The organism is Streptomyces sp. NRRL B-24484, assembly GCF_000717715.1.
Taxonomy (GTDB): Bacteria; Actinomycetota; Actinomycetes; order Streptomycetales; family Streptomycetaceae; genus Kitasatospora.
Genome location: NZ_JOAI01000029.1, coordinates 20,224 through 40,403 on the forward strand (window position 1 = coordinate 20,224; position 20,180 = coordinate 40,403).

The following is a 20,180-nucleotide window of genomic DNA, read 5'->3' on the forward strand; positions in this document are numbered from 1 at the left end:
CCTGTCTCTTCTCGGGTTCTGCCGGCCCCGGCAGTTGAGGGTCCTGCCGTGCGTCGGGCCGGTAAGCCGGCTCTGCCCCAATCGTCCCGATTTGTGGCGCTTGGGGCCAGTGGTCTTGCAGGGGTTGAACGGTTCGCGTGCAACAAAAAACCCCTCGTGCCCAGGGCATGCGAGGGGTGGCGCGTCGGTCTCTGACGTGGAGCACAGGGGCCCACTCAGCCGACGCGCCCGCCAAGTACGAGAATTCGGGTGCGCATGGCACCGACCTTCCTCCCCCGCGGCGGCGGGTGTCAAGCTGGTGGGACGGAGGTCTCACCATGCGGACCCCCGGACGGACCCCCCACGGCATGGCGTTCCGGCAGGTCGGAGGGGGTGTGGTGGTGCGCCGGCCGCCCCTGGGCCGGCTCGGCGCGGCCACTCGCACGGGTGTCCGTCCGGGCGTCCGCGGCGAGGTGCGGACGGCGCCCGGACGCCGCCGCGGCCGGCCGCGGCACCGGGTACGAACGGCGGGCCAGCGCCCGGCGCAGCCGCGGCTCGTCCAGCGGCGGGGCGAAGGCCGGGCCCTGCGCCTGCCGGCAGCCCAGCTCCTGCAGCACGGCGGCCTGCCGCGGGTGGTCCACGCCCTCGGCGGAGGTCACCAGGCCGAGGTCGCGGCCCAGCCGCAGCGCGTGGCCGACCAGCGCCCGGGCGAGGGCCGAGTCGGCGACCTCCTGGACGAGGCTGCGGTCGAGCCCGAGGGTGTCCAGCGGCAGCCGGGCGAGCGCCCCGAGCGAGCCGCCGCCGGCGCCGAAGCCGCCGAGGGCGGTGGACACCCCGAGGCGGCGCAGCGCGGAGAGCCGGCGGGCCACGTCGTCGGCGGTGCGGTCCGGGCCCGTCCTGGCCAGTTCGACCACCAGCAGGTCGGCGGGCAGGCCGCTCTCGCGCAGCGCGCCGGCGACCGCCTCGTACAGGCCGGGGGCGCAGATCCGCTCCGCGGTGAGCCGGACCCGGACGGGCACCGAGCCGATCCGGTCGCGGCGGCGGGCGGCGGCCGCGGCGACGGCCTCCTGGAGCAGCCAGCGGGCGAACCGGGCGGCCGCGTCGCCGTGCTCGGCGGTGCGCAGGAACTCGGCCGGGGTGAGCAGCAGGCCCTGCGCGGAGCGCCAGCGCGGCTGGGCGTCGACACCGACGACCACGCCGGTGGCGAGGTCCACCACCGGCTGGTGGAGCAGGGTGAAGCCGCCCTCGCGGACGGCGGTGCGCAGCCGGGACTCCAGCTCACTGCGGCGCTCGACCTCGGACCGCATGCCGGGCCGGTAGACGACCACCCGGCCCTTGCCCTGGGACTTGGCGCGGTACATCGCGAGGTCGGCGTTGCGCATGAGCTCGTCGGCGGCGGCCCTGGGGTCGGCGCCGGGGCCGTGCGCGGGCGGGGCGAAGGCGATGCCGATGCTGGCAGCGACGCCGAGCTCGGTGCCGCCGATCCAGTACGGCTCGGAGAGCGCGGCACGGACCCGTTCGGCGAGGTCGCGGACGCGCTCCGGCCCGAGCCGGCCGCAGACCAGCACGGCGAACTCGTCGCCGCCGAAGCGGGCGACGGTGTCGCCGGAGCGCACCGCGCGGCGCAGCCGGCCGGCCGCCTGGACGAGCAGTTCGTCGCCGGCCTGGTGGCCGACCGTGTCGTTGACGGCCTTGAAGCCGTCGAGGTCGAGGAAGAGGACGGCGACGCCGTCCCGGTCGCCGGCCCGGCCGCCGCCGCACCCGGTGCCCCCACCCGCCGTGCCCCCGTCGGCCTCGGGGCCGTCCGCGCCCAGTGCCGCGCGGAGCCGCTGGACGAACAGCGCCCGGTTGGGCAGGTCGGTGAGCGGGTCGTGGAAGGCGTTGTGCTGGAGCTGGGCCTGCAGGGCGACCCGCTCGGTGACGTCGCGGCTGTTGAGGATCAGGCCGTCGCGGTGCCGGTTGAGGGTGGACTCCACGTGCAGCCACTCGCCGGTGCCGGAGCGGATGCGGCACTCGACCCGCGCGGAGGGCTCGGTGCTCTCGGCGAGGCCCGGCAGGTGGCCGCGGGCGAGGAAGCGGCGGACGTCGCGGAGCACCCGTTCGACGTCCTCGGGGTGGACCAGGTCCAGCAGGTTGCCGCCGACCAGGTCCTCCGGGTCGCGGGAGTAGACGCCGAGGGCGGCCGGGCTGACGTAGGAGAGCACGCCGTCGGCGGCGGCGATCATGATGACGTCGCTGGAGCCCTGGACCAGGGAGCGGAAGTGCGCCTCCTTGTGGGCGAGCTCCTGGGCGAGGGAGAGGTTGTCGAGCAGCATCACGCCCTGCCGGACGATCAGGGCGAGTCCGACGGTGCAGGCGGCGGCGAGCACCACCCGGTCGACGGGGTGGCCGTCGCCGAGGGCGTTGTAGAGGATGCCGGCGGTGCAGACGGCGGCCGCGGCGTACGGGGTGAGCGCGCTGAAGGTGGAGGCGACCCGGCGCCGGGGCAGGCCGCCGGCCGAGGGGTGCTCGCGGGAGGAGCGGCGCGCGTCCGGCGACCAGGGGGCCCAGGCCAGCAGCAGGCTGCCGGCGAACCAGCCGGCGTCGAGCAGTTCGCCGGAGTGGTAGCTGCTGCGCAGCTCGGGGGCGGTGAACAGGGCGTCGCAGACGACGGTGACGGCCAGGGCGAGCATCGCGGTGTGGACGGCGGCGCGGTTGCCGTCCCGGCGCCGGAAGCGCAGCCCGACGACCAGGCTGACCAGCAGGATGTCCATCACCGGGTAGGCCAGGGCGAGCGCGACCTCCATCGGGTCGCCGGACTGGCCCTGGGCGGTGCGGCCGAGCGCCAGGCTCCAGCTGAGGGTGAACAGCGAGCCGGCGACCAGCCAGCCGTCCAGCAGCAGGCAGAACCAGCCGGCCGGGGTGCGCGGGCGCTGGGCGAGCACCAGCAGGCCGGTGATCGCGAGCGGGGCGAACAGCAGGAAGGCGTAGTCGGCGGGCGAGTCCTGCGGCAGCGGGGTCCCGAGGACGACCTCGTACCAGCCCCAGGCGCCGTTGCCGAAGGCCACCACGGCGGAGGCGAGGCCGAAGAGCAGCCAGGCCGAGCGGGCCGGGCGGCCGGCCCGGAAGCCGTGCACCAGACAGGACAGGGCGGCCGCGGCGGCGGCCGCGGCGAGGCCGAAGTCACCCATGACCAGGGAGACTTCGTGGGAGCCCCAGCCGAGGGCGGCGCCGGTGGTGTAGCCGGCGCCCAGCAGGAGCAGCAGCGCCGCCGGGGCGCCGATGCGGCGGGCGGGTCGAGCGGGCCGGCCGGAGCGGCCGGGTCTCGCGGAGCGGCGGGTGCGGCCGGTGCGGTCGGGGCCGGTGCGGCGGCGCGGGCGGGTGCTCGCGGCCGGTTCGGCCGGGGCCGTTGCGGGGGCCGGGACCTCGGCGGGCAGCACCGCATCGGTGGAGCTCACTCGACATCTCCCCCTCCGGCCCGGGGCTCGTCCGTGCCCGGACCACGGCTGTGCGGCGGTGCGGCCGCTCGATCTGACGCCACGTCACCATCATGTCGCGGGGGGCCCGTTCCGCCGTGCCGTACCGGTGTTCCCACGCGGGACACTACACCACTGCCGTCACTCAACGGAACGTGCCTTCAACTTAGAGTAATGACCGGAGGCGTGACGGCAGCGCTGGTCCAGTCCTTCCGGGAGGTGTCGGCGGCGCACGGTCGAAGGGCGCGCGCCCCTCGCACCCCTCGCGCCCCCCGTTCGGCCGAGCAGCTGCGCGGCCCCGCCCGGCCCGCGGCCGGACCGTCCGTCAGACGACCTTCTCCGTCTCGAAGAGCCGCAGCCGGTGGGCCACCGCCGCCGCCTCGCCGCGGCCGCTCACGCCGAGCTTGGCGAGGATGTTGGAGACGTGCACGCTCGCGGTCTTCGGCGAGATGTACAGCTCCTCGGCGATCTGCCGGTTGGTCCGGCCGAGGGTGAGCAGCCGCAGCACATCGCGCTCGCGCCGGGTGAGGCCGAGCGCGGGCCCGTCGGCGGTCGTGTCGGCCCGCCCGGCGCCGTCCGCCGCCGCGGCCCGCTCGCCGGTGAGCCTGGCGCGCTCCGCCAGGTGCGCGACCTCCGACTCCAGGTAGCGGTCCCCGCTCGCCCGGGCGGTGTCCGCGGCCTCCTCCAGCAGGGCGCGGGCCTCGTCCCGGTGGCCGGCCGCGGCCGCGCCCTCGGCGGCCCGCAGCAGGGCGAGCGCCAGCGGGCCGGGCAGGCCGACGGGGCGCAGCAGACCGATCGCCTCGGCCCAGTGGACGCGGGCGTCGCGGCCCTCGGCACGGGCGATCTCGCCGTCCAGCAGCCGGGCCCAGGCCCGGTGCAGCGGGACCTGCGGTTCCAGCCGGGCGGCGGCCCCGGCGATCCGCCGCAGCACCACCGGCCGGCCGAGGTCGGCGGCGGGCAGGCCGTGCGAGTCGGCCTCCGCGCCGGCGCCGTGCACCAGCAGCGGCAGCATCAGCGCCTCGTGGCCGGTGGTGAACTCGACGTCGAGCACGGCGAGCAGTTCGGACCGGGCGTCGAGCGGCCTGCCCTGCCGGGCGTGGATCCGCACCGCCAGCGTGGCGGAGGGCAGGACGTTCTGCGGCTGGCGGGCGAGGTCGGCGGCCCGGGCCCGCCGGTTGAGCTCCGCGGCCGAGTCCAGGTCGCCGGCGAGGAAGCGCAGCTCGCCGCGGAGCCGGTCGAGGAACTCGTGGTACGGGTCCAGCGGCGGCCCGTACTCCCAGGCGTCCAGGGTCGAGGCGGCCTCGGCGCAGCGGCCGAGCGCGGTGAGCGCCTCCACCAGGTTGCCGGTGAGGCAGCCGCCGGCGGTGCCGAGCAGTCCGGTGCGCCCGGCGACCCGGATGCCCTCGCGGGAGCGTTCCAGGGCCTCCGCGGACCGGCCGAGGCTCTGCATCAGGCAGGACAGGTTGTTGAGGCCGCGGCAGAGCACGTCGGCGGCGCCGAGTTCGCGGGCCCGTCCGATGGCGTCGGTGAGCAGGGCGATGGCGCGTTCCGGTTCGCCGAACTCGCTGTAGAGGCCGGCGAGGGTGATCCGGGCGTGCTGCTCGACCGCGTCGGCGCCGACCTCGCGGGCGATCCCGGCGGCCTGTTCGGCGACGGCCATGTGCGAGCGGTCGGGGTGGCCGAGCATGCCCTGGGCGGCCTCCATCGCGAGCACCTCGGCCTGGACGGCGGACGGGCCGAGTCCGGAGACCAGCCGGTAGGCGTACTGGATCTCGCCGCCGTCGGGGCGTTCCAGGTGGCCGCAGGTCTTGGCGAGCTGCACCCGGAACCACGCGGCGCGGGCCGGTTCGGCGTCCTCGTCGAGCAGGTCCAGGGCGCGCCGGACGAGCGCGACCGCACGGTCCCAGTCGCCGCTGCGGCGGGCGGCGACGACGGCCTCGGCGAGCACGTCGACGAGCTGCAGCCCGGCGCAGGCCGGCTCGTGCGCCTCGCCGGTGCAGCCGCAGGAGGGGTAGGTCTCGGCCCGGTCGTAGGGGCGGACGGGGGTGCTGCGGACGCCGTCCGGCACCTCGTCCCACAGCTCCAGGACGCGTTCCAGCATGCGCAGCTGCTCGGCGAAGGCGTTGCGGCGGCGGGCCTGCAGGGCCGCCTCCAGGGCGGTGGGCAGCGCCCGGTCCGCCTCGTGCGCGTGGTACCAGTAGTTGGCCAGCCGGGCCGCGCAGGCCTCGCCGCGGACGAGCCCGGGGTCGGCCTCCAGGACGGCGGCGAAGCGGCGGTTGATGCGGTGCCGTTCGCCGGGCAGCAGGTCGTCGGAGACGGCCTCGCGGACGAGGGCGTGCCGGAAGCAGTAGCCGTCGCCGTCGGTGTCGGGCCGCAGCACGCCGGCGCCGACGGCGGTGCGCAGCGCCTCGATCAGCACCTCCTCGGGGTCGTCGAGGACGGCGGCGAGCAGGTCGTGCTCGACCCGGGTGCCGCCCTCGGCGGCGATCCGCAGGATCTGCTGGGTGTGGTCGGGCAGGGTCTCGACCCGGACGAGCAGGATGTCGCGGAGGCTGTCGGGGATGCCGGCGGTGCAGCCCTCGCGGGCGGCGGAGGCGAGCTGCTCGACGAAGAACGGGTTGCCCTCGGCGCGGCGGTGGATGCGGTCGACCAGGACCCGGTCGGGTGCGGCAACGCCGAGGATGCCGGCCAGCTGGGCGGCGGTCTCGGCCGGTCCGAAGCGGTCCAGGTCGAGCCGCTGGACGGTGCGCAGCCGCTCCAGTTCGGCGAGGTAGGGGCGGAGCGGGTGGCGGCGGTGCAGGTCGTCGCTGCGGTAGGTGGCGAGGACGAGCACCCGGGCCCGGTGCAGGGTGCGGACCAGGTAGGCGAGCAGGTCGCGGGTGGAGCGGTCGGACCAGTGCAGGTCCTCGACGACCAGGACGAGCGTGCGGTCCTCGGCGAGCCGCTCGATCAGCCGGGTGGTGTGGTCGAAGAGCCGGGCGCGGCCGAACTCGTCGTTGGAGCCGGCGTCGGCCTCGCCGAGTTCCGGCAGCAGCCGGGCGAGGTGTCCCTCCATGCCGGCCGCGGCCTGTTCGAAGGCGGGGCCGAGTTCGCTGTGCAGCCGGCGCAGGGCGGTGGCCAGCGGGCCGTAGGGCAGTCCCTCGGCGCCGACCTCCAGGCAGCCGCCGACGGCCGCGACGGCGGCGGGTGCGCCGACGCCGTGCAGGAACTCCTCCACCAGCCGGGTCTTGCCGATGCCGGCCTCGCCGCCGACGAGCACGGCCTGGGGATCGCCCGCTGCGGCCCGGGTCAGTGCGGTGGCGAGGAGCTCGGACTCACGACCGCGGCCGACGAAGACCGGGCTGACCGCAATCTGCTCCATGCTGGCGAGCATGGCACAGGATTCGGACACGAACTGAGATGCGGTCCCAGGGAGTGGACGGCCGACGGGGAGGGCGCCGTGGGCGTCCTCCCCCGTGTGGTCCCCGGGACCGCCCGACATCAGCATCCTGCCGGTCCGGCGGTGCGCAGCGGCGCGGCCACCGGGGCGGCGTGCCGCAGGCTCCGGGCGAACCGGCGCACTCTGCCGGCCCGCGGGCCGCCGGTCCGTGCGGCCTCCCGTGCCAGTCGCTCGATCCCTGCCCGGTGTTCGAGTTCCCGCTGGCGCTGCAGGAAGAGCTCGTACTCCATCACGGCGGTTCACCTCGTTCTGTACCGGTTCTGTCGTCCTGGTACCGAGGCTCCTCCCCGAGGGGGGTCGGGCACATCGGGAGGCTGCCGGATCTTCCGGGGCCGCCGGGCTCAGACGCCGGGCCCCGGGAACGGAGGAGGCCCGTGCCCACCCCTTAGTCGGGGCGGGCACGGGCCTGGGCCGGCCCCGGGGCACCTCAGGGGTACCTCAGAGCGGGCCGGGCAGGTCCTCAGGCGCCGAGGCGCTCCAGGATGAGGTCCTTGGCGCGGGCGGCGTCGGCCTGACCGCGGGTGGCCTTCATGACGGCGCCGACCAGGGCGCCGACGGCCTGCACCTTGCCGTCGCGGATCTTCGCGGCGACGTCCGGGTTGTCGGCGATCGCCTGGTCGACGGCCGCGCCGAGCGCGGAGTCGTCCGAGACGACGGCGAGGCCGCGCCCGGCGACGACCTCGTCCGGCTCGCCCTCGCCGGCGAGCACGCCCTCGATGACCTGGCGGGCCAGCTTGTCGTTGAGCTTGCCCTCGGCGACCAGCGCGCAGACCCGGGCCACCTGGGCCGGGGTGATCGGCTGGTCGGCGAGCTCGGTGCCGGTCTCGTTGGCGCGCCGGGCGAGCTCGCCCAGCCACCACTTGCGGGCCTGGTCGGCGGGGGCGCCGGCGGCCACGGTCTCCAGGATCGGCTCGACGGCACCGGCGTTCAGCACCGCCTGCATGTCCTTGTCGGACAGGCCCCACTCGGCCTGCAGCCGGCCCCGGCGGACGCGCGGCAGCTCGGGCAGCGCGGCCCGCAGCTCCTCGACCCACTCCCGGGAGGGCGCGATCGGCACCAGGTCGGGCTCGGGGAAGTAGCGGTAGTCCTCCGCCTCCTCCTTGATCCGGCCCGAGGTGGTGCTGCCGTCCTCCTCGTGGAAGTGGCGGGTCTCCTGGACGATGGTGCCGCCGTCCGCCAGGACGGTGGCGTGCCGCTGGACCTCGAACCGGGCGGCCCGCTCGACGCTGCGCAGCGAGTTGACGTTCTTGGTCTCGCTGCGGGTGCCGAACTTCTCCCGGCCGATCGGGCGCAGCGACAGGTTGACGTCACAGCGCATCTGGCCCTTGTCCATCCGGGCCTCGGAGACACCGAGGGTGCGGATGAGCTCGCGCAGCTCGGTGACGTACGCCTTGGCGACCTCGGGGGCGCGGGCGCCGGCGCCGACGATCGGCTTGGTGACGATCTCGATCAGCGGGATGCCGGCCCGGTTGTAGTCGAGCAGCGAGTACTCGGCGCCGTGGATGCGGCCGGTGGCACCGCCGACGTGGGTCGACTTGCCGGTGTCCTCCTCCATGTGGGCGCGCTCGATCTCCACGCGGAAGACCTCGCCGTCCTCCAGCTGCACGTCGAGGTAGCCGTTGAAGGCGATCGGCTCGTCGTACTGGGAGGTCTGGAAGTTCTTCGGCATGTCCGGGTAGAAGTAGTTCTTCCGGGCGAACCGGCACCACTCGGCGATCTCGCAGTTGAGGGCGAGGCCGATGCGGATCGCCGACTCCACGCCGACCGCGTTGACGACCGGCAGCGAGCCGGGCAGGCCGAGGCAGGTGGGGCAGGTCTGGGTGTTCGGCTCGGCGCCGAGCTCGGTCGAGCACCCGCAGAACATCTTGGTCCTGGTACCCAGCTCGACGTGGACCTCAAGGCCCATCACCGGGTCGTACGAGGCCAGCGCGTCCTCGTACGAGACCAGACTGATGACGCTCACAGCGTTTCCTTCACTTCTTCTTCGAGGTCCGTCAGCCGAGCAGCACGTCGTCGTCGCCGAGCTGGCGGAGCTCGCGGACGAGGAGCGCGGTGCCGGTGATCAGGGCGGCGGCGCCGACCAGGGCGTTGATCAGCTTGAGCGTGTCGTTCTCGGTCCGGGCCTTCTTGACGTCCTTGGCGATGGTGATCGCCCCGAACGCGCTGGTGCCGATGGACAGCCACAGGCCGGGCTTGCTGTGCTTGAAGCCCTTGGCCTTCTCGATCCTGCTCACAGTGCCGGTGCCTCCTCCAGCAGGGGGTGTCCCCACTTCTCGTTGAGTGCGGCCTCGACGGCGCCGCCCACGCGGTACAGGCGGTCGTCCGCCATCGCGGGGGCGATGATCTGCAGGCCGACCGGGAGATTGTCCTCCGGGGCCAGGCCGCAGGGCAGCGACATGGCCGCGTTGCCCGCCAGGTTCGACGGGATGGTGCACAGGTCCGCCAGGTACATCGCCATCGGGTCGTCGGCGCGCTCGCCGATCGGGAAGGCGGTGGTCGGGGTGGTCGGGGAGACCAGCACGTCGACCCCGGCGAAGGCCGCGTCGAAGTCCCGCGAGATCAGCGTGCGGACCTTCTGCGCCGAGCCGTAGTAGGCGTCGTAGTAGCCCGAGGAGAGGGCGTAGGTGCCGAGCATGATGCGGCGCTTGACCTCGGGGCCGAAGCCGGCCTCGCGGGTGAGGGCGGTGACCTCCTCGGCGCTGCGGGAGCCGTCGTCGCCGACCCGCAGGCCGTAGCGCATGGCGTCGAAGCGGGCCAGGTTGGACGAGGCCTCGCTCGGCGCGATCAGGTAGTACGCGGGCAGCGCCAGGGTGAACGACGGGCAGGACACCTCGACGACCTCGGCACCGAGCTCGCGCAGCAGCTCGACCGACTCGTCGAAGCGCTGCATCACGCCGGCCTGGTAGCCCTCGCCGGCGAACTCCTTGACGACGCCGATCCGCATGCCGCGGACGTCGCGCATCCGCGCCGCCTCGACCACGGCCGGGACGGGCGCGTCGATGGAGGTGGAGTCCAGCGGGTCGTGGCCGGCGATGGCCTCGTGCAGCAGCGCCGCGTCCAGCACGGTGCGGGCGCACGGGCCGCCCTGGTCCAGCGAGGAGGAGAAGGCGACGAGGCCGAAGCGGGACACCGAGCCGTAGGTCGGCTTCACGCCGACGGTGCCGGTGACGGCGCCCGGCTGGCGGATCGAACCGCCGGTGTCGGTGCCGATGGCCAGCGGCGCCTCGTAGGCGGCCAGCGCGGCCGCGGATCCGCCGCCGGAGCCGCCGGGGATCCGGGAGAGGTCCCACGGGTTGCCGGTCGGGCCGTAGGCCGAGTTCTCGGTGGAGGAGCCCATCGCGAACTCGTCCATGTTGGTCTTGCCGAGGATGACCACGCCCGCGTCCTTCAGACGGGCCGTCAGCGTGGCGTCGTACGGCGGGATCCAGCCTTCGAGGATCTTCGAGCCGCAGGTGGTGGGGACGCCCTTGGTGGTGAAGACGTCCTTGAGCGCGAGCGGGACGCCGGCCAGCGGGCCGAGCTCCTCGCCGCGGGCGCGCCGGTCGTCCACCGCACGGGCGGCCTTGAGCGCGCCCTCGGTGTCGACGTGCAGGAAGGCGTTGACCTTCTTGTCGACGGCCTCGATCCGGTCCAGGTGGGCCTGGGCGACCTCGACGGCCGAGACCTCTCCGGCGGAGACGGCGGCAGCGGTCTGCGCGGCCGTGTACTTGATCAGCTCGGTCATCGGTCAGTCCTCCCCGAGGATCTGGGGCACACGGAAACGCTGCTCCTCGCCGGCCGGGGCGCCGGACAGCGCCTGCTCCGGGGTGAGCGACGGCCGCACCTCGTCCGCGCGCATGACGTTCGTCAGCGGCAGCGGGTGGGAGGTCGGCGGGACGTCCTGTCCGGCGACCTCGGAAACGCGGGCGACCGCGCCGATGATCACGTCGAGCTGCTCGGCGAAGTGGTCCAGCTCTTCGGCCTGCAATTCGAGACGCGACAGCCGAGCGAGGTGGGCGACCTCCTCGCGCGTGATGCCAGGCATGCAGCGATCCTCAGGTTCGGGTTCGGGTGAGACCGGGGGCTTGCCCGTCCTCTTGGTCTAAGGACACATCCTATGGCGCGCACCACCTCGCCCGGCGCCGCACGGTCCCGGCCGCACCACCGGGAGTGGCCCCCGACCGCCTGTCGGGAGTCGCGGGCGAGTCTCCCGCCCCGAGCCGAAGGGCCCGCCGGCGCCGAGAGCGACGAGAGAGGGAGCGACGTAGGAGCGACGGAACGTGGGGGCACCTCCCGGCCGTCAGGCCGGGGGAGAGCGTCGGCGCCGGGTCAGGAGGGCCCGGAGGCGAGCGGGCGAGTACTCAGAGCGACATGGTGGAGGGGTCGGTGGGGCTCTCGCTGTCGCCGTTCAGCCGGTCGAGGTCGATGGTGTCGGAGGGGGCGGGCGTCTCGGTCGGCACCGGCGTGCCGAACTCCTTGAGCTCGACCCGGCCGGTCTCCTCGCCTCCGGTGCGCTCCATCCGCAGCGGGTACGGGCGCCCGCGGGTGGCCACCGTGAGGGTGCTGGTCGCGCCGGCGGCGGTGCCGCTCACGGGGACGGCGGGGGTGCCGTCGACGGTGACGGGTTTGCCGACGGCGAGGCCGCCGGGGGTCTGCTCGACCAGGGCGCTGCCGAGCGCGTCGAGGTCGCAGACGGTGCCGATCTCGGAGAAGTCGGTGTTGTCGGTGGTGGTCTTCAGGTACTTGTCGCCGACTAGGTCCTCGGTGGCGGCGCCGCCGTGGGTGCGCCAGAACACCTCGTCGGGCTTGACCCACAGCTGGGTGCCGAGCTTGACCAGCCGGAAGGTGCCCTGCCCGCTGAGACCCATGGTGCCGGCGCAGTTGCCCGCGGTGTCGGCGGACAGGTCGAAGGTGACGGTCTGCCCCTGGCTGCTGCCGCGGCCGGTGATCCGGACCGAGCCGGCCTCCTTGAGCGCGGCCACCGACCGCTGCACGATCTCCGTGCCGGGCAGTGCCGCGACGCCGTTCTCCGGCTGGGCCGAGGCGGGCGAGGCCGCCGCCGAGGACCGCGCCGCGCCGCTTCCCGAGCTGCCCGAGCTGCCCGGGGCCGCGCCCGGCGCCCCGCCCGTGCCGGTGCCGGCGCAACCGGCGGCGCAGGTCAGCAGGACGAGGCCGGCCAGGACGGCGGGCGTCCGCGCCGTCCGCTGCTCGCTCACGGCTGTCTCCTTCGGCGGTCCGGTGTGTGCTCAGAGGGTCACACTCAACCGGAACCACTGCATCCGCAACAAGGGCAGCGTGCGAAGGGGACCGCACCCGGTGCCGTCCCGGTGCGGATCCGCCGGCCGTCCCGGGCCGGGCACCCGTCTGCCCGTGGACGTCGGCCGCACACCCCCGGACCTCCCGGGCGCGGCGGACGCCCGGCGGCCGCTACTGCTGGGTCGTCGGGGCGGGCAGCGGGGTGCTGGGCGCGGGCAGCTCCGCCTGTGCCTGGACGGTCGGCAGCGAGCGCGGCTGCGGCACGGGCGGGGTCAACGGCTGCTGCGGGGCGAGCCGCTCGACCCGGGCCGTCCCGGTCTGCCGGACCATCAGCCACGCGGTCGCCTGGTCGGCGGGCAGCGCGGCGGAGACCAGCCAGCCCTGGACGGCGTCCACGCCCATGCCGTGCAGCCGCTCCCAGGTCTCGTCGTCCTCGACGCCCTCGGCGACCACGGTCAGCCCGAGCGAGTGGGCGAGCTCGACCGAGCAGCGCACCACCGCCGCGTCGTGGTCGTCGGCGACCATCCGGGAGACGAAGGAACGGTCGATCTTCAGCTCGCCGACCGGCAGGCTGCGCAGCCGGGCCATCGAGGAGTGCCCGGTGCCGAAGTCGTCCAGGGACATGCCGACGCCGTAGCGGCGCAGTTCGGCCAGGGTGTCCGCGGCCCGCCGGGAGTCGTCGAGCAGCAGCCGCTCGGTGATCTCCAGCTGGAGGGCGTGCGCGGGCACCCGGTGCCGGGTGAGGTGGCCGGCGACCCGGGTGGCGAAGCCCGGGTTGAGGACGTCCCGGGGCGAGACGTTGACCGCGACCGGCACCTGCAGGCCCTGGTCGCGCCAGGCGGCGAGCTGGCCGACCGCCGCCTCCAGCACGTAGTCGGTGAGCCGCGGCATCAGGCCGCTGGACTCGGCGAGGCCGATGAACTCGTCCGGGGGGACGCGGCCCTGACCGGGCCGCTCCCAGCGCAGCAGCGCCTCCAGGCCGACCACCCGGCCGTCGAAGGCGACCTTCGGCTGGTAGTGCAGCTGGACCTCGCCGGTCTCCAGGGCGCGCCGCAGGTCGCCGAGCAGTCCGATCCGGTACGGGGTGTCGGTGTCCTGCGCCTCGTGGTAGACCTCGACGCCGCTGCGGCCCCGCTGGGCGTGGCCCATGGCGACGTCGGCGCGGCGCAGCAGCGATTCGGCGTCCCGGGCGTGGGCCGGGTAGACGCAGACCCCGGCGCTGGCCTCCAGCACGAGCAGCAGGCCGTCCAGCCGGATCGGGGCGGCCAGTTCGGCGATCAGCGCCTTGGCGATCCGCTCCAGGGTCTCCGGGCGGCCGACGCCGGGCAGCAGGACGGCGAACTCGTCACCGCCCATCCGGGCGACCACCGGCCGTCCGCCGCGGTGCAGCGGGGAGGGCAGGGCGGCGGCCACCTCGTCGGGGCAGGTGCGGGCGGGGGCGACGGACGGCCGGGAATGGCCGGTCCGCAGCGCCCGGTGCAGCCGGCGGGCGATGTGCACCAGCAGCCGGTCGCCGGCGGTGTGGCCGAGGGCGTCGTTGAGCGACCGGAACCTGTCCAGGTCGAGCAGCACGATGCCGACGCTGTAGTCCTCGTCCTCGTCGTGCCGGGCGATGGCGTCCTGGGCGGCGAGGAGCAGGGCCTGACGGTTCGGCAGGTCGGTGAGCGGGTCGGTGAGCTGGTCCCGGGCCCGGTCGCGGGCGATCCGCCAGGCGGCGACCAGCACCGCCAGCGGGACGGCGAACAGCGGCAGCAGCTCCGGTTCGTACCGGTAGACCAGCACGGCCAGCGGGATGAGCGGTGCGGCCCCGGCCAACAGCACGCCGAGCAGCAGGACCGCCCCTGCCACCCCCTGCGGCGGGCGTGTGGGCGCGCCGCCGGTCGTACGATCCATATGCCCTGTCCTCCGTCGGGCCCGCCCCGCCAGGCCGCCTTACGGTGAGGCACCGTGCGGTGCCGGTGGACGTCAGGTACAGGGGTGCCCCACGAGCGGCGACCGGAGTCGCCGCCATTCACCCCTGCTGACACTCTGTTGCGCCAAGGGTAAGCCGGAGTCCGCCGACAGGGCGGACTTTCGGACAACCGAGGGCGCGCCACCGGCAGACCGATGCCGGACAGTGACACAATGCCCGGTTTCCGGCCCGCACACCCCGTGACGTGGTGTCAGGACGATAACAGGATCGGGGCGGTCAGCCCTCGGCGGACCGTTCCGCGGACTCCTCGTCCGCGCCCTCCGCGGGCTCCTCACCGGTGTCCGGGCCCAGGTGGGCCCGGGCCGCGGCGGCGCCCTGCTCCAGCAGCACGGCGAACCCGGCGTCGTCCAGGACGGGCACCCCCAGCTGCACCGCCTTGTCGTACTTGGAGCCCGGGTTGTCGCCGACCACCACGAAGTGCGTCTTCTTGGAGACCGAGCCGGTCACCTTGGCGCCGCGCGAGGTCAGCGCCTCCTTCGCGCCGTCCCGGGTGTGGCCGGCCAGGGTGCCGGTGACGACCACGGTGAGGCCCTCCAGCGGCCGCTCGCCCTCGTCCTCCGCGCCGGCCTCGGTGAACCGCACGCCGGCGGCCCGCCACTTCTCCAGGATCTCCCGGTGCCACTCCTCGGCGTACCACTCCTTGACCGCCCGGGCGATGATCGGGCCGACGCCCTCGGCGGCGGCCAGCTCCTCCTCGGTGGCGGCGAAGATCCGGTCCAGGTCGCGGAACTCGCGGGCCAGCGCCTGGGCGGCGACCGGGCCGACGTGCCGGATCGACAGGCCGTTGAGGTACCGCCACAGCGGGCGGTCCTTCGCCGCGGCGAGGTTGTCGATCAGGACGCTCAGCGACTTCTTGGGGGCGCCGGCGGTGGTGGCGAAGAAGGTCACCACCTTCTCCCTGCCGGTCCGGTCGTCCGGCTTGGGCATGCCGGTCTTCTGGTCGCGCACCAGCACCTTGATCGGCAGCAGCTGCTCCTCGGTGAGGCCGAAGATGTCCCCCTCGTTCTTGACAGGCGGCTCGGCGGGCTCCAGCGGCTGGGTCAGCGCGGTGGCGGCGACGTAGCCGAGGCCCTCGACGTCCAGCGACTCGCGGCCGCCCAGGTAGGCCAGGCGCTCGCGCACCTGGGCCGGGCAGTGGCGCGCGTTGGGGCAGCGCAGGTCGATGTCGCCCTCGGACATCGGGCGCAGCTCGGTGCCGCACTCGTGGCAGTGCGTCGGCATCACGAACTCCCGCTCGGTGCCGTCCCGCAGGTCCTCGACCGGGCCGAGGATCTCGGGGATCACGTCGCCGGCCTTGCGCAGCACCACGGTGTCGCCCAGCAGCACGCCCTTGGCCTTGACCACCTGCTGGTTGTGCAGGGTCGCGTACTGGACCATCGAGCCGGCCACCTTCACCGGCTCGGCCATCACCGCGTACGGGGTGGCCCGGCCGGTGCGGCCGATGCCGATCTTGATGCTGGCCAGCTTCGCGGTGACCTCCTCCGGCGGGTACTTCCAGGCGATCGCCCAGCGCGGGGAGGAGGAGGTGGCGCCCAGCCGGCCCTGCAGCGGGATCTCGTCGACCTTGACCACCACGCCGTCGATCTCGTGCTCGACGGAGTGCCGCTGCTCGCCGTACTGCTCGATGAAGGCGCGGACCTCGTCCAGCGTGCCGACCACCCGGTTGTGACGGGCGGTCGGCAGGCCCCAGGCGCGCAGCAGGTCGTAGGCGTGCGACTGGCAGTCGATGTCGAAGCCGACCCGGGCGCCGATGCCGTGCACCACCATGTGCAGCGGGCGGGAGGCGGTGACCAGCGGGTCCTTCATGCGCAGCGAGCCGGCGGCGGCGTTGCGCGGGTTCATGAACAGCCGGACCGTCGCGCGCGGCCGTCTGCCCTCCTTCGCCCGCTCCTCGTTCTCCTGGCGGCGGCGCTCGTTCTCGGCGGCGAAGGACGCGTTCAGCGCCTCGAAGGCCTCGGTCGGGAAGTACACCTCGCCGCGGATCTCCACCAGCTCGGGGACGTCGTCGCCCTGCAGCCGGTGCGGGATCTCCTTGATGGTGCGCACGTTGGCGGTGATGTCCTCGCCGACCCGGCCGTCGCCGCGGGTCGCGGCCAGCACCAGCTCGCCGCGCTCGTACGTGAGGTTGACGGCCAGGCCGTCCACCTTCAGCTCGCACAGGTAGTGGTAGTCGAGGCCGTCGAGCTCGCGGGCGACGCGCTCGGCCCAGGCGGCGAGCTCCTCGTCGTCCATCGCGTTGTCGAGGCTGAGCAGGCGCTCGCGGTGCTCCACCGAGGCGAAGCCCTCGGCGACGGTGCCGCCCACCTTCTGGGTGGGCGACTCGGGCGTGCGCAGCGCGGGGTGGTCGGCCTCCATCGCCTGCAGCTCGCGCATCAGGGCGTCGAACTCGGCGTCGGTGACGACCGGGGCGTCCTGCTCGTAGTAGCGGGCGCGGTGGTCCTCCACCTCGGCCGCCAGCTCGGCGTGCCGCCTGCGGACCTCCGCGGGAACGTCCTCCCAGCCCTCGACCGCCGCCACCGTGCGCCTCCTACCGTCTCACTCCGGGTTGTCCGCCAGGCTCTGCGCGGCCCTGGCGCTGTACGTCAGCGCCCGGCGGGCGTACGCGGGGGACGCCCCCGCGAGCCCGCAGGTCGGTGTCACCACCACGCGGCGGGCCAGCAGCTCGGGGCCGAACCCGAGCCGCTTCCACAGCGTCCTGACACCCTGGACACTACCGGCCGGGTCGGACACAGCCGTGTCGGTGGAGGGCACGACACCGGCGAGGATCACCGTGCCCGCCTCGACGGCCTCGCCGAGGGCTTCGTCCTCACGCTCCGTCAGCAGCGAGAAGTCCAGCGAGACTCCGGCCACCCCGGCCCGGCGCAGCAGTGGGACCGGCACGCCGGGGGCGCAGCTGTGCACCACCACGGGGACGTCCAGGGCGCGGACGACCGAGCGCAGCGCCTCCTCGGCGACCTGCCGGTCGACGGCGCGCAGCCGCTGGAAGCCGCTGGCGGTCTTCACGGCGCCGGCCAGCACGGCGGGCAGCGAGGGCTCGTCGAGCTGCAGGACGAGCTGCGCGCCGGGCACCCGGCGGCGGACGTCGGCGAGGTGGCGGCGCAGGCCCTCGGTGAGCGACTCGGTGACGTCCCGGCAGGCGCCGGGGTCGGCGAGGGCCTTCTCGCCGTGCTTGAGCTCCACCGAGGCGGCGAGCGTCCACGGGCCGACGGCCTGCAGTTTGAGCGGGCCCTCGTGGCCCTGGGTGAACTCCTCCAGGGCGTCGAGGTCCTCGCCGAGCCAGGAGTGGGCCCGCCGGGTGTCGCGGCCGGGCCGGTCGGCGAACCGCCAGCCGCTCGGCTCCACCTGCGCGAAGAGCTCGACCAGCAGGCCGGCCCCGCGGCCGATCATGTCGGCGCCCGGGCCTCGGGCCGGCAGCTCCGGCAGGTGGGGCAGCTGCTCCAGCGCGCCGACCGCCGTCCGGGCCGCCTCACGGGCGTCGGTGCCGGGCATCGACCCGACACCCGTGGCGGCGCCGAACAACTCGGGGAAGGGGAATTCAGTGCTCACACCTCCCGAGCCTAGCCAGCCCGGGAGGTCCCGGGCGCTACCGGCCCGGGCGGACGGTGATCTCGGTCAGTTCGGCGTCGCGCGGGAGGTCGATCGCGGTGAGGATCGCGGTGGCGACGGACTCGGGGGCGATCCACTGGGCCGGGTCGTACGCGCGGCCCTCCTGGCGGTGCACCTTCTCCTGCATCGGGGTGGCGGTGCGGCCCGGGTACACGGTGGTGACCCGGACGCCGTTGCCGTGCTCCTCGGCGCGCAGCGCGTCGGCGAGCGCCCGGACGGCGAACTTGCTGGCCGCGTAGGCGCTCCAGTCGGCGTCGGCGCGCAGGCCGGCCCCGGAGTTGACGAAGACCACGTGGCCGCGGGCCTGCCGCAGCGAGGGCAGCAACAGCCGGGTGATCTCGGCGGGGGCGACGGCGTTGACGTTCAGCTGCTCCTGCCAGGCCTTCACCGGCAGGTCGCCGACCCGGCCGAGCTCGACGACCCCGGCGATGTGCAGCAGCGAGTCGATTTCGACCGGCAGGCTCTGGTGGCCGAAGGCCCAGGACAGCTTCGCCGGGTCGCCGAGGTCGCCGACCAGGGTGGCGGCGCCGTCGAAGCGCTCGCGCAGTTCGGCGGCGCGCCGGGCGTCCCGGGCCAGCAGCAGGACGTCCTCGCCGCGGGCGAGCAGTCTCTCGGCGACGACCGCGCCGATGCCGGAGCCGGCGCCGGTGATCAGGTGGGTTCCCATGGGGTGGTCCTGTCGTCAGAGGCGGTCGAGGGCCGCGAAGGCCTCGGCCGGGGTGGTGGCGAACACGACGAGCTCGGCCAGCGGACGCGGCAGGAAGCCCTCGGTGTCCATCCGCTCCAGCTGGGTGCGCAGGCCCGCGTAGAAGCCCTCGGTGTCCAGGAACACCACCGGCTTGTCGTGCAGGGCGTGCTTCTTGAGCTCCAGCACCTCGGTGACCTCGTCCAGGGTGCCGAGCCCGCCGACCAGCACGACCACGGCGTCGGCGCGCTCCAGCAGCCGGGCCTTGCGGGCGGCCAGGTCGGCCGTGGTGACGAGCTCGTCGGCGCCCTCGTAGGCCTTGTGCGCGAGCAGCTCGACGGAGATGCCGACGAGCCGGCCGCCGGCCTCCTTCACGCCGTCGGCGAGCAGGCCCATCAGGCCGGCGTGCGACCCGCCCCAGACCAGCGTGTGGCCGCGCTCGCCGAGCAGCCGGGCGAACTCGGCGGCGGGTGCGGTGTACCGCTCGTCGAGCGAGTACGCGGAGCAGAAGACGGTGATGTTCACGGGACCCCAGATCCTCCACGGGCGGCATCCCGCCCGGCGGGCAATGTCGGTGTGCGGTCGCGCAGCGCTCGGTCCGTGCCCGGGCTGCGGCGGTGCTCAGACGGCGACGGTGCGGCGTTCGGTGGTCGCGATGGTCGCCGAGCCCACCACGCGGGTGCCGTCGTACAGCACCACGGCCTGGCCGGGGGCGATGCCGCGGGCCGCGGTGTCCAACCGGACGCGCAGCACCTCGCCGTCCAGCTCGGCGGTGACGGGCACCTCCTCGCCGTGGGCCCGCAGCTGCGCGGTGTACCGGCCCTCCCCCGCGGCGGGCTCGCCGCACCAGCGCGGCTTGACCGCGGTCAGCCCCAGCACGTCCAGCCCCTCGGCCGGGCCGACCGTGACGGTGTTGGTCACCGGCGAGATGTCCAGGACGTAGCGGGGCTTGCCGTCCGCGGCCGGGCGGCCGATCCGCAGACCCTTGCGCTGGCCGATGGTGAAGCCGTACGCGCCCTCGTGCTCGCCCAGCTTGGTGCCGTCGGCGTCCACGATGTCGCCGGTGGCGGTGCCGAGGTGCTTGGCCAGGAAGCCCTGGGTGTCGCCGTCGGCGATGAAGCAGATGTCGTGGCTGTCGGGCTTCTTCGCCACGGCCAGGCCGCGGCGCTCGGCCTCCAGCCGGATCTCGTCCTTGGTGGTGTCGCCGAGCGGGAACAGCGAGTGCGCCAGCTGGTCGGCGTCCAGCACACCGAGGACGTACGACTGGTCCTTGGCGCCGTCCACCGCGCGGTGCAGCTCGCGGCCGCCGCCGGGGCGGTCGACGATCCGGGCGTAGTGGCCGGTGCACACCGCGTCGAAGCCGAGGGCGATCGCCTTGTCGAGCAGCGCCGCGAACTTGATCTTCTCGTTGCAGCGCAGGCAGGGGTTGGGGGTGCGGCCCGCGGCGTACTCGGCGACGAAGTCGTCGATGACGTCCTCGCGGAAGCGCTCGGCGAGGTCCCAGACGTAGAACGGGATGCCGATCACGTCGGCGGCGCGGCGGGCGTCGCGGGAGTCCTCGATGGTGCAGCAGCCGCGGGCACCCGTCCGGAACGACTGCGGGTTCGACGACAGCGCCAGGTGCACGCCCGTCACGTCGTGGCCGGCCTCGGCCGCACGGGCCGCGGCGACGGCGGAGTCCACACCGCCGGACATCGCGGCGAGCACACGGAGGCGGGGAGCGGTCGGGGCACCGGCGAAGTCACTCATGATGCCCCCAAGCCTACGTGCTCGGGCCGACCGGATTCCGATGGAGCACGTAGGCGGCGC

The 20,180-nt window shown here is 74.7% G+C and carries 13 protein-coding genes and 1 pseudogene; all 14 read right to left on the bottom strand.

Going from position 1 to position 20,180, the window contains the following annotated elements:
• Positions 1–290: 290 nt before the first annotated feature.
• The 14 genes and pseudogenes from IE98_RS0124590 to mnmA all read right to left on the bottom strand — a co-directional run bounded on the left by IE98_RS0124590 (position 291) and on the right by mnmA (position 20,120).
• Positions 291–3,242, bottom strand: coding sequence for a putative bifunctional diguanylate cyclase/phosphodiesterase (locus IE98_RS0124590; RefSeq protein ID WP_052390926.1), 2,952 nt, complete (start codon positions 3,240–3,242; stop codon positions 291–293).
• Between the two features lie 517 nt (positions 3,243–3,759).
• A complete protein-coding gene (locus tag IE98_RS52020) occupies positions 3,760–6,795 on the bottom strand; it encodes a helix-turn-helix transcriptional regulator (RefSeq protein ID WP_030272420.1) in 3,036 nt (1,011 codons plus the stop codon).
• A gap of 119 nt (positions 6,796–6,914) precedes the next feature.
• On the bottom strand, positions 6,915–7,106 hold the full coding sequence (locus IE98_RS48265) for a hypothetical protein (RefSeq protein WP_159401043.1): 192 nt from the start codon (positions 7,104–7,106) through the stop codon (positions 6,915–6,917).
• A gap of 227 nt (positions 7,107–7,333) precedes the next feature.
• The gene (gene gatB / locus IE98_RS0124605) at positions 7,334–8,836 is read right to left on the bottom strand and encodes an Asp-tRNA(Asn)/Glu-tRNA(Gln) amidotransferase subunit GatB (RefSeq protein WP_030272424.1); all 1,503 of its coding nucleotides are present in this window, start codon (positions 8,834–8,836) and stop codon (positions 7,334–7,336) included.
• Between the two features lie 31 nt (positions 8,837–8,867).
• The gene (locus IE98_RS0124610) at positions 8,868–9,107 is read right to left on the bottom strand and encodes a hypothetical protein (protein ID WP_030272426.1); all 240 of its coding nucleotides are present in this window, start codon (positions 9,105–9,107) and stop codon (positions 8,868–8,870) included.
• A complete protein-coding gene (gene gatA / locus IE98_RS0124615) occupies positions 9,104–10,597 on the bottom strand; it encodes an Asp-tRNA(Asn)/Glu-tRNA(Gln) amidotransferase subunit GatA (protein ID WP_030272427.1) in 1,494 nt (497 codons plus the stop codon). The genes IE98_RS0124610 and gatA overlap by 4 nt, the downstream gene beginning before the upstream one ends.
• Before the next feature lie 3 nt (positions 10,598–10,600).
• A complete protein-coding gene (gene gatC, locus IE98_RS0124620) occupies positions 10,601–10,897 on the bottom strand; it encodes an Asp-tRNA(Asn)/Glu-tRNA(Gln) amidotransferase subunit GatC (protein ID WP_030272430.1) in 297 nt (98 codons plus the stop codon).
• 316 nt (positions 10,898–11,213) lie between these two features.
• Positions 11,214–12,068, bottom strand: coding sequence for a hypothetical protein (locus tag IE98_RS0124625; RefSeq protein ID WP_030272431.1), 855 nt, complete (start codon positions 12,066–12,068; stop codon positions 11,214–11,216).
• A 211-nt stretch (positions 12,069–12,279) separates the two neighbouring features.
• Positions 12,280–13,938: pseudogene (locus IE98_RS0124630) on the bottom strand (putative bifunctional diguanylate cyclase/phosphodiesterase); the annotation flags it as partial.
• 358 nt (positions 13,939–14,296) lie between these two features.
• Positions 14,297–16,597, bottom strand: coding sequence for an NAD-dependent DNA ligase LigA (ligA, locus tag IE98_RS0124635; RefSeq protein ID WP_030272436.1), 2,301 nt, complete (start codon positions 16,595–16,597; stop codon positions 14,297–14,299).
• An 18-nt stretch (positions 16,598–16,615) separates the two neighbouring features.
• Positions 16,616–17,626, bottom strand: coding sequence for a methionine synthase (locus IE98_RS0124640; RefSeq protein WP_030272438.1), 1,011 nt, complete (start codon positions 17,624–17,626; stop codon positions 16,616–16,618).
• Between the two features lie 37 nt (positions 17,627–17,663).
• Positions 17,664–18,353, bottom strand: coding sequence for an SDR family oxidoreductase (locus tag IE98_RS0124645; RefSeq protein ID WP_030272440.1), 690 nt, complete (start codon positions 18,351–18,353; stop codon positions 17,664–17,666).
• A gap of 15 nt (positions 18,354–18,368) precedes the next feature.
• The gene (locus IE98_RS0124650; protein WP_030272442.1) at positions 18,369–18,896 is read right to left on the bottom strand and encodes a TIGR00730 family Rossman fold protein; all 528 of its coding nucleotides are present in this window, start codon (positions 18,894–18,896) and stop codon (positions 18,369–18,371) included.
• 96 nt (positions 18,897–18,992) lie between these two features.
• Positions 18,993–20,120 (bottom strand): tRNA 2-thiouridine(34) synthase MnmA, encoded by a 1,128-nt coding sequence (mnmA, locus tag IE98_RS0124655; protein ID WP_030272445.1) that lies wholly within the window; start codon positions 20,118–20,120, stop codon positions 18,993–18,995.
• Between the last annotated feature and the right edge of the window lie 60 nt (positions 20,121–20,180).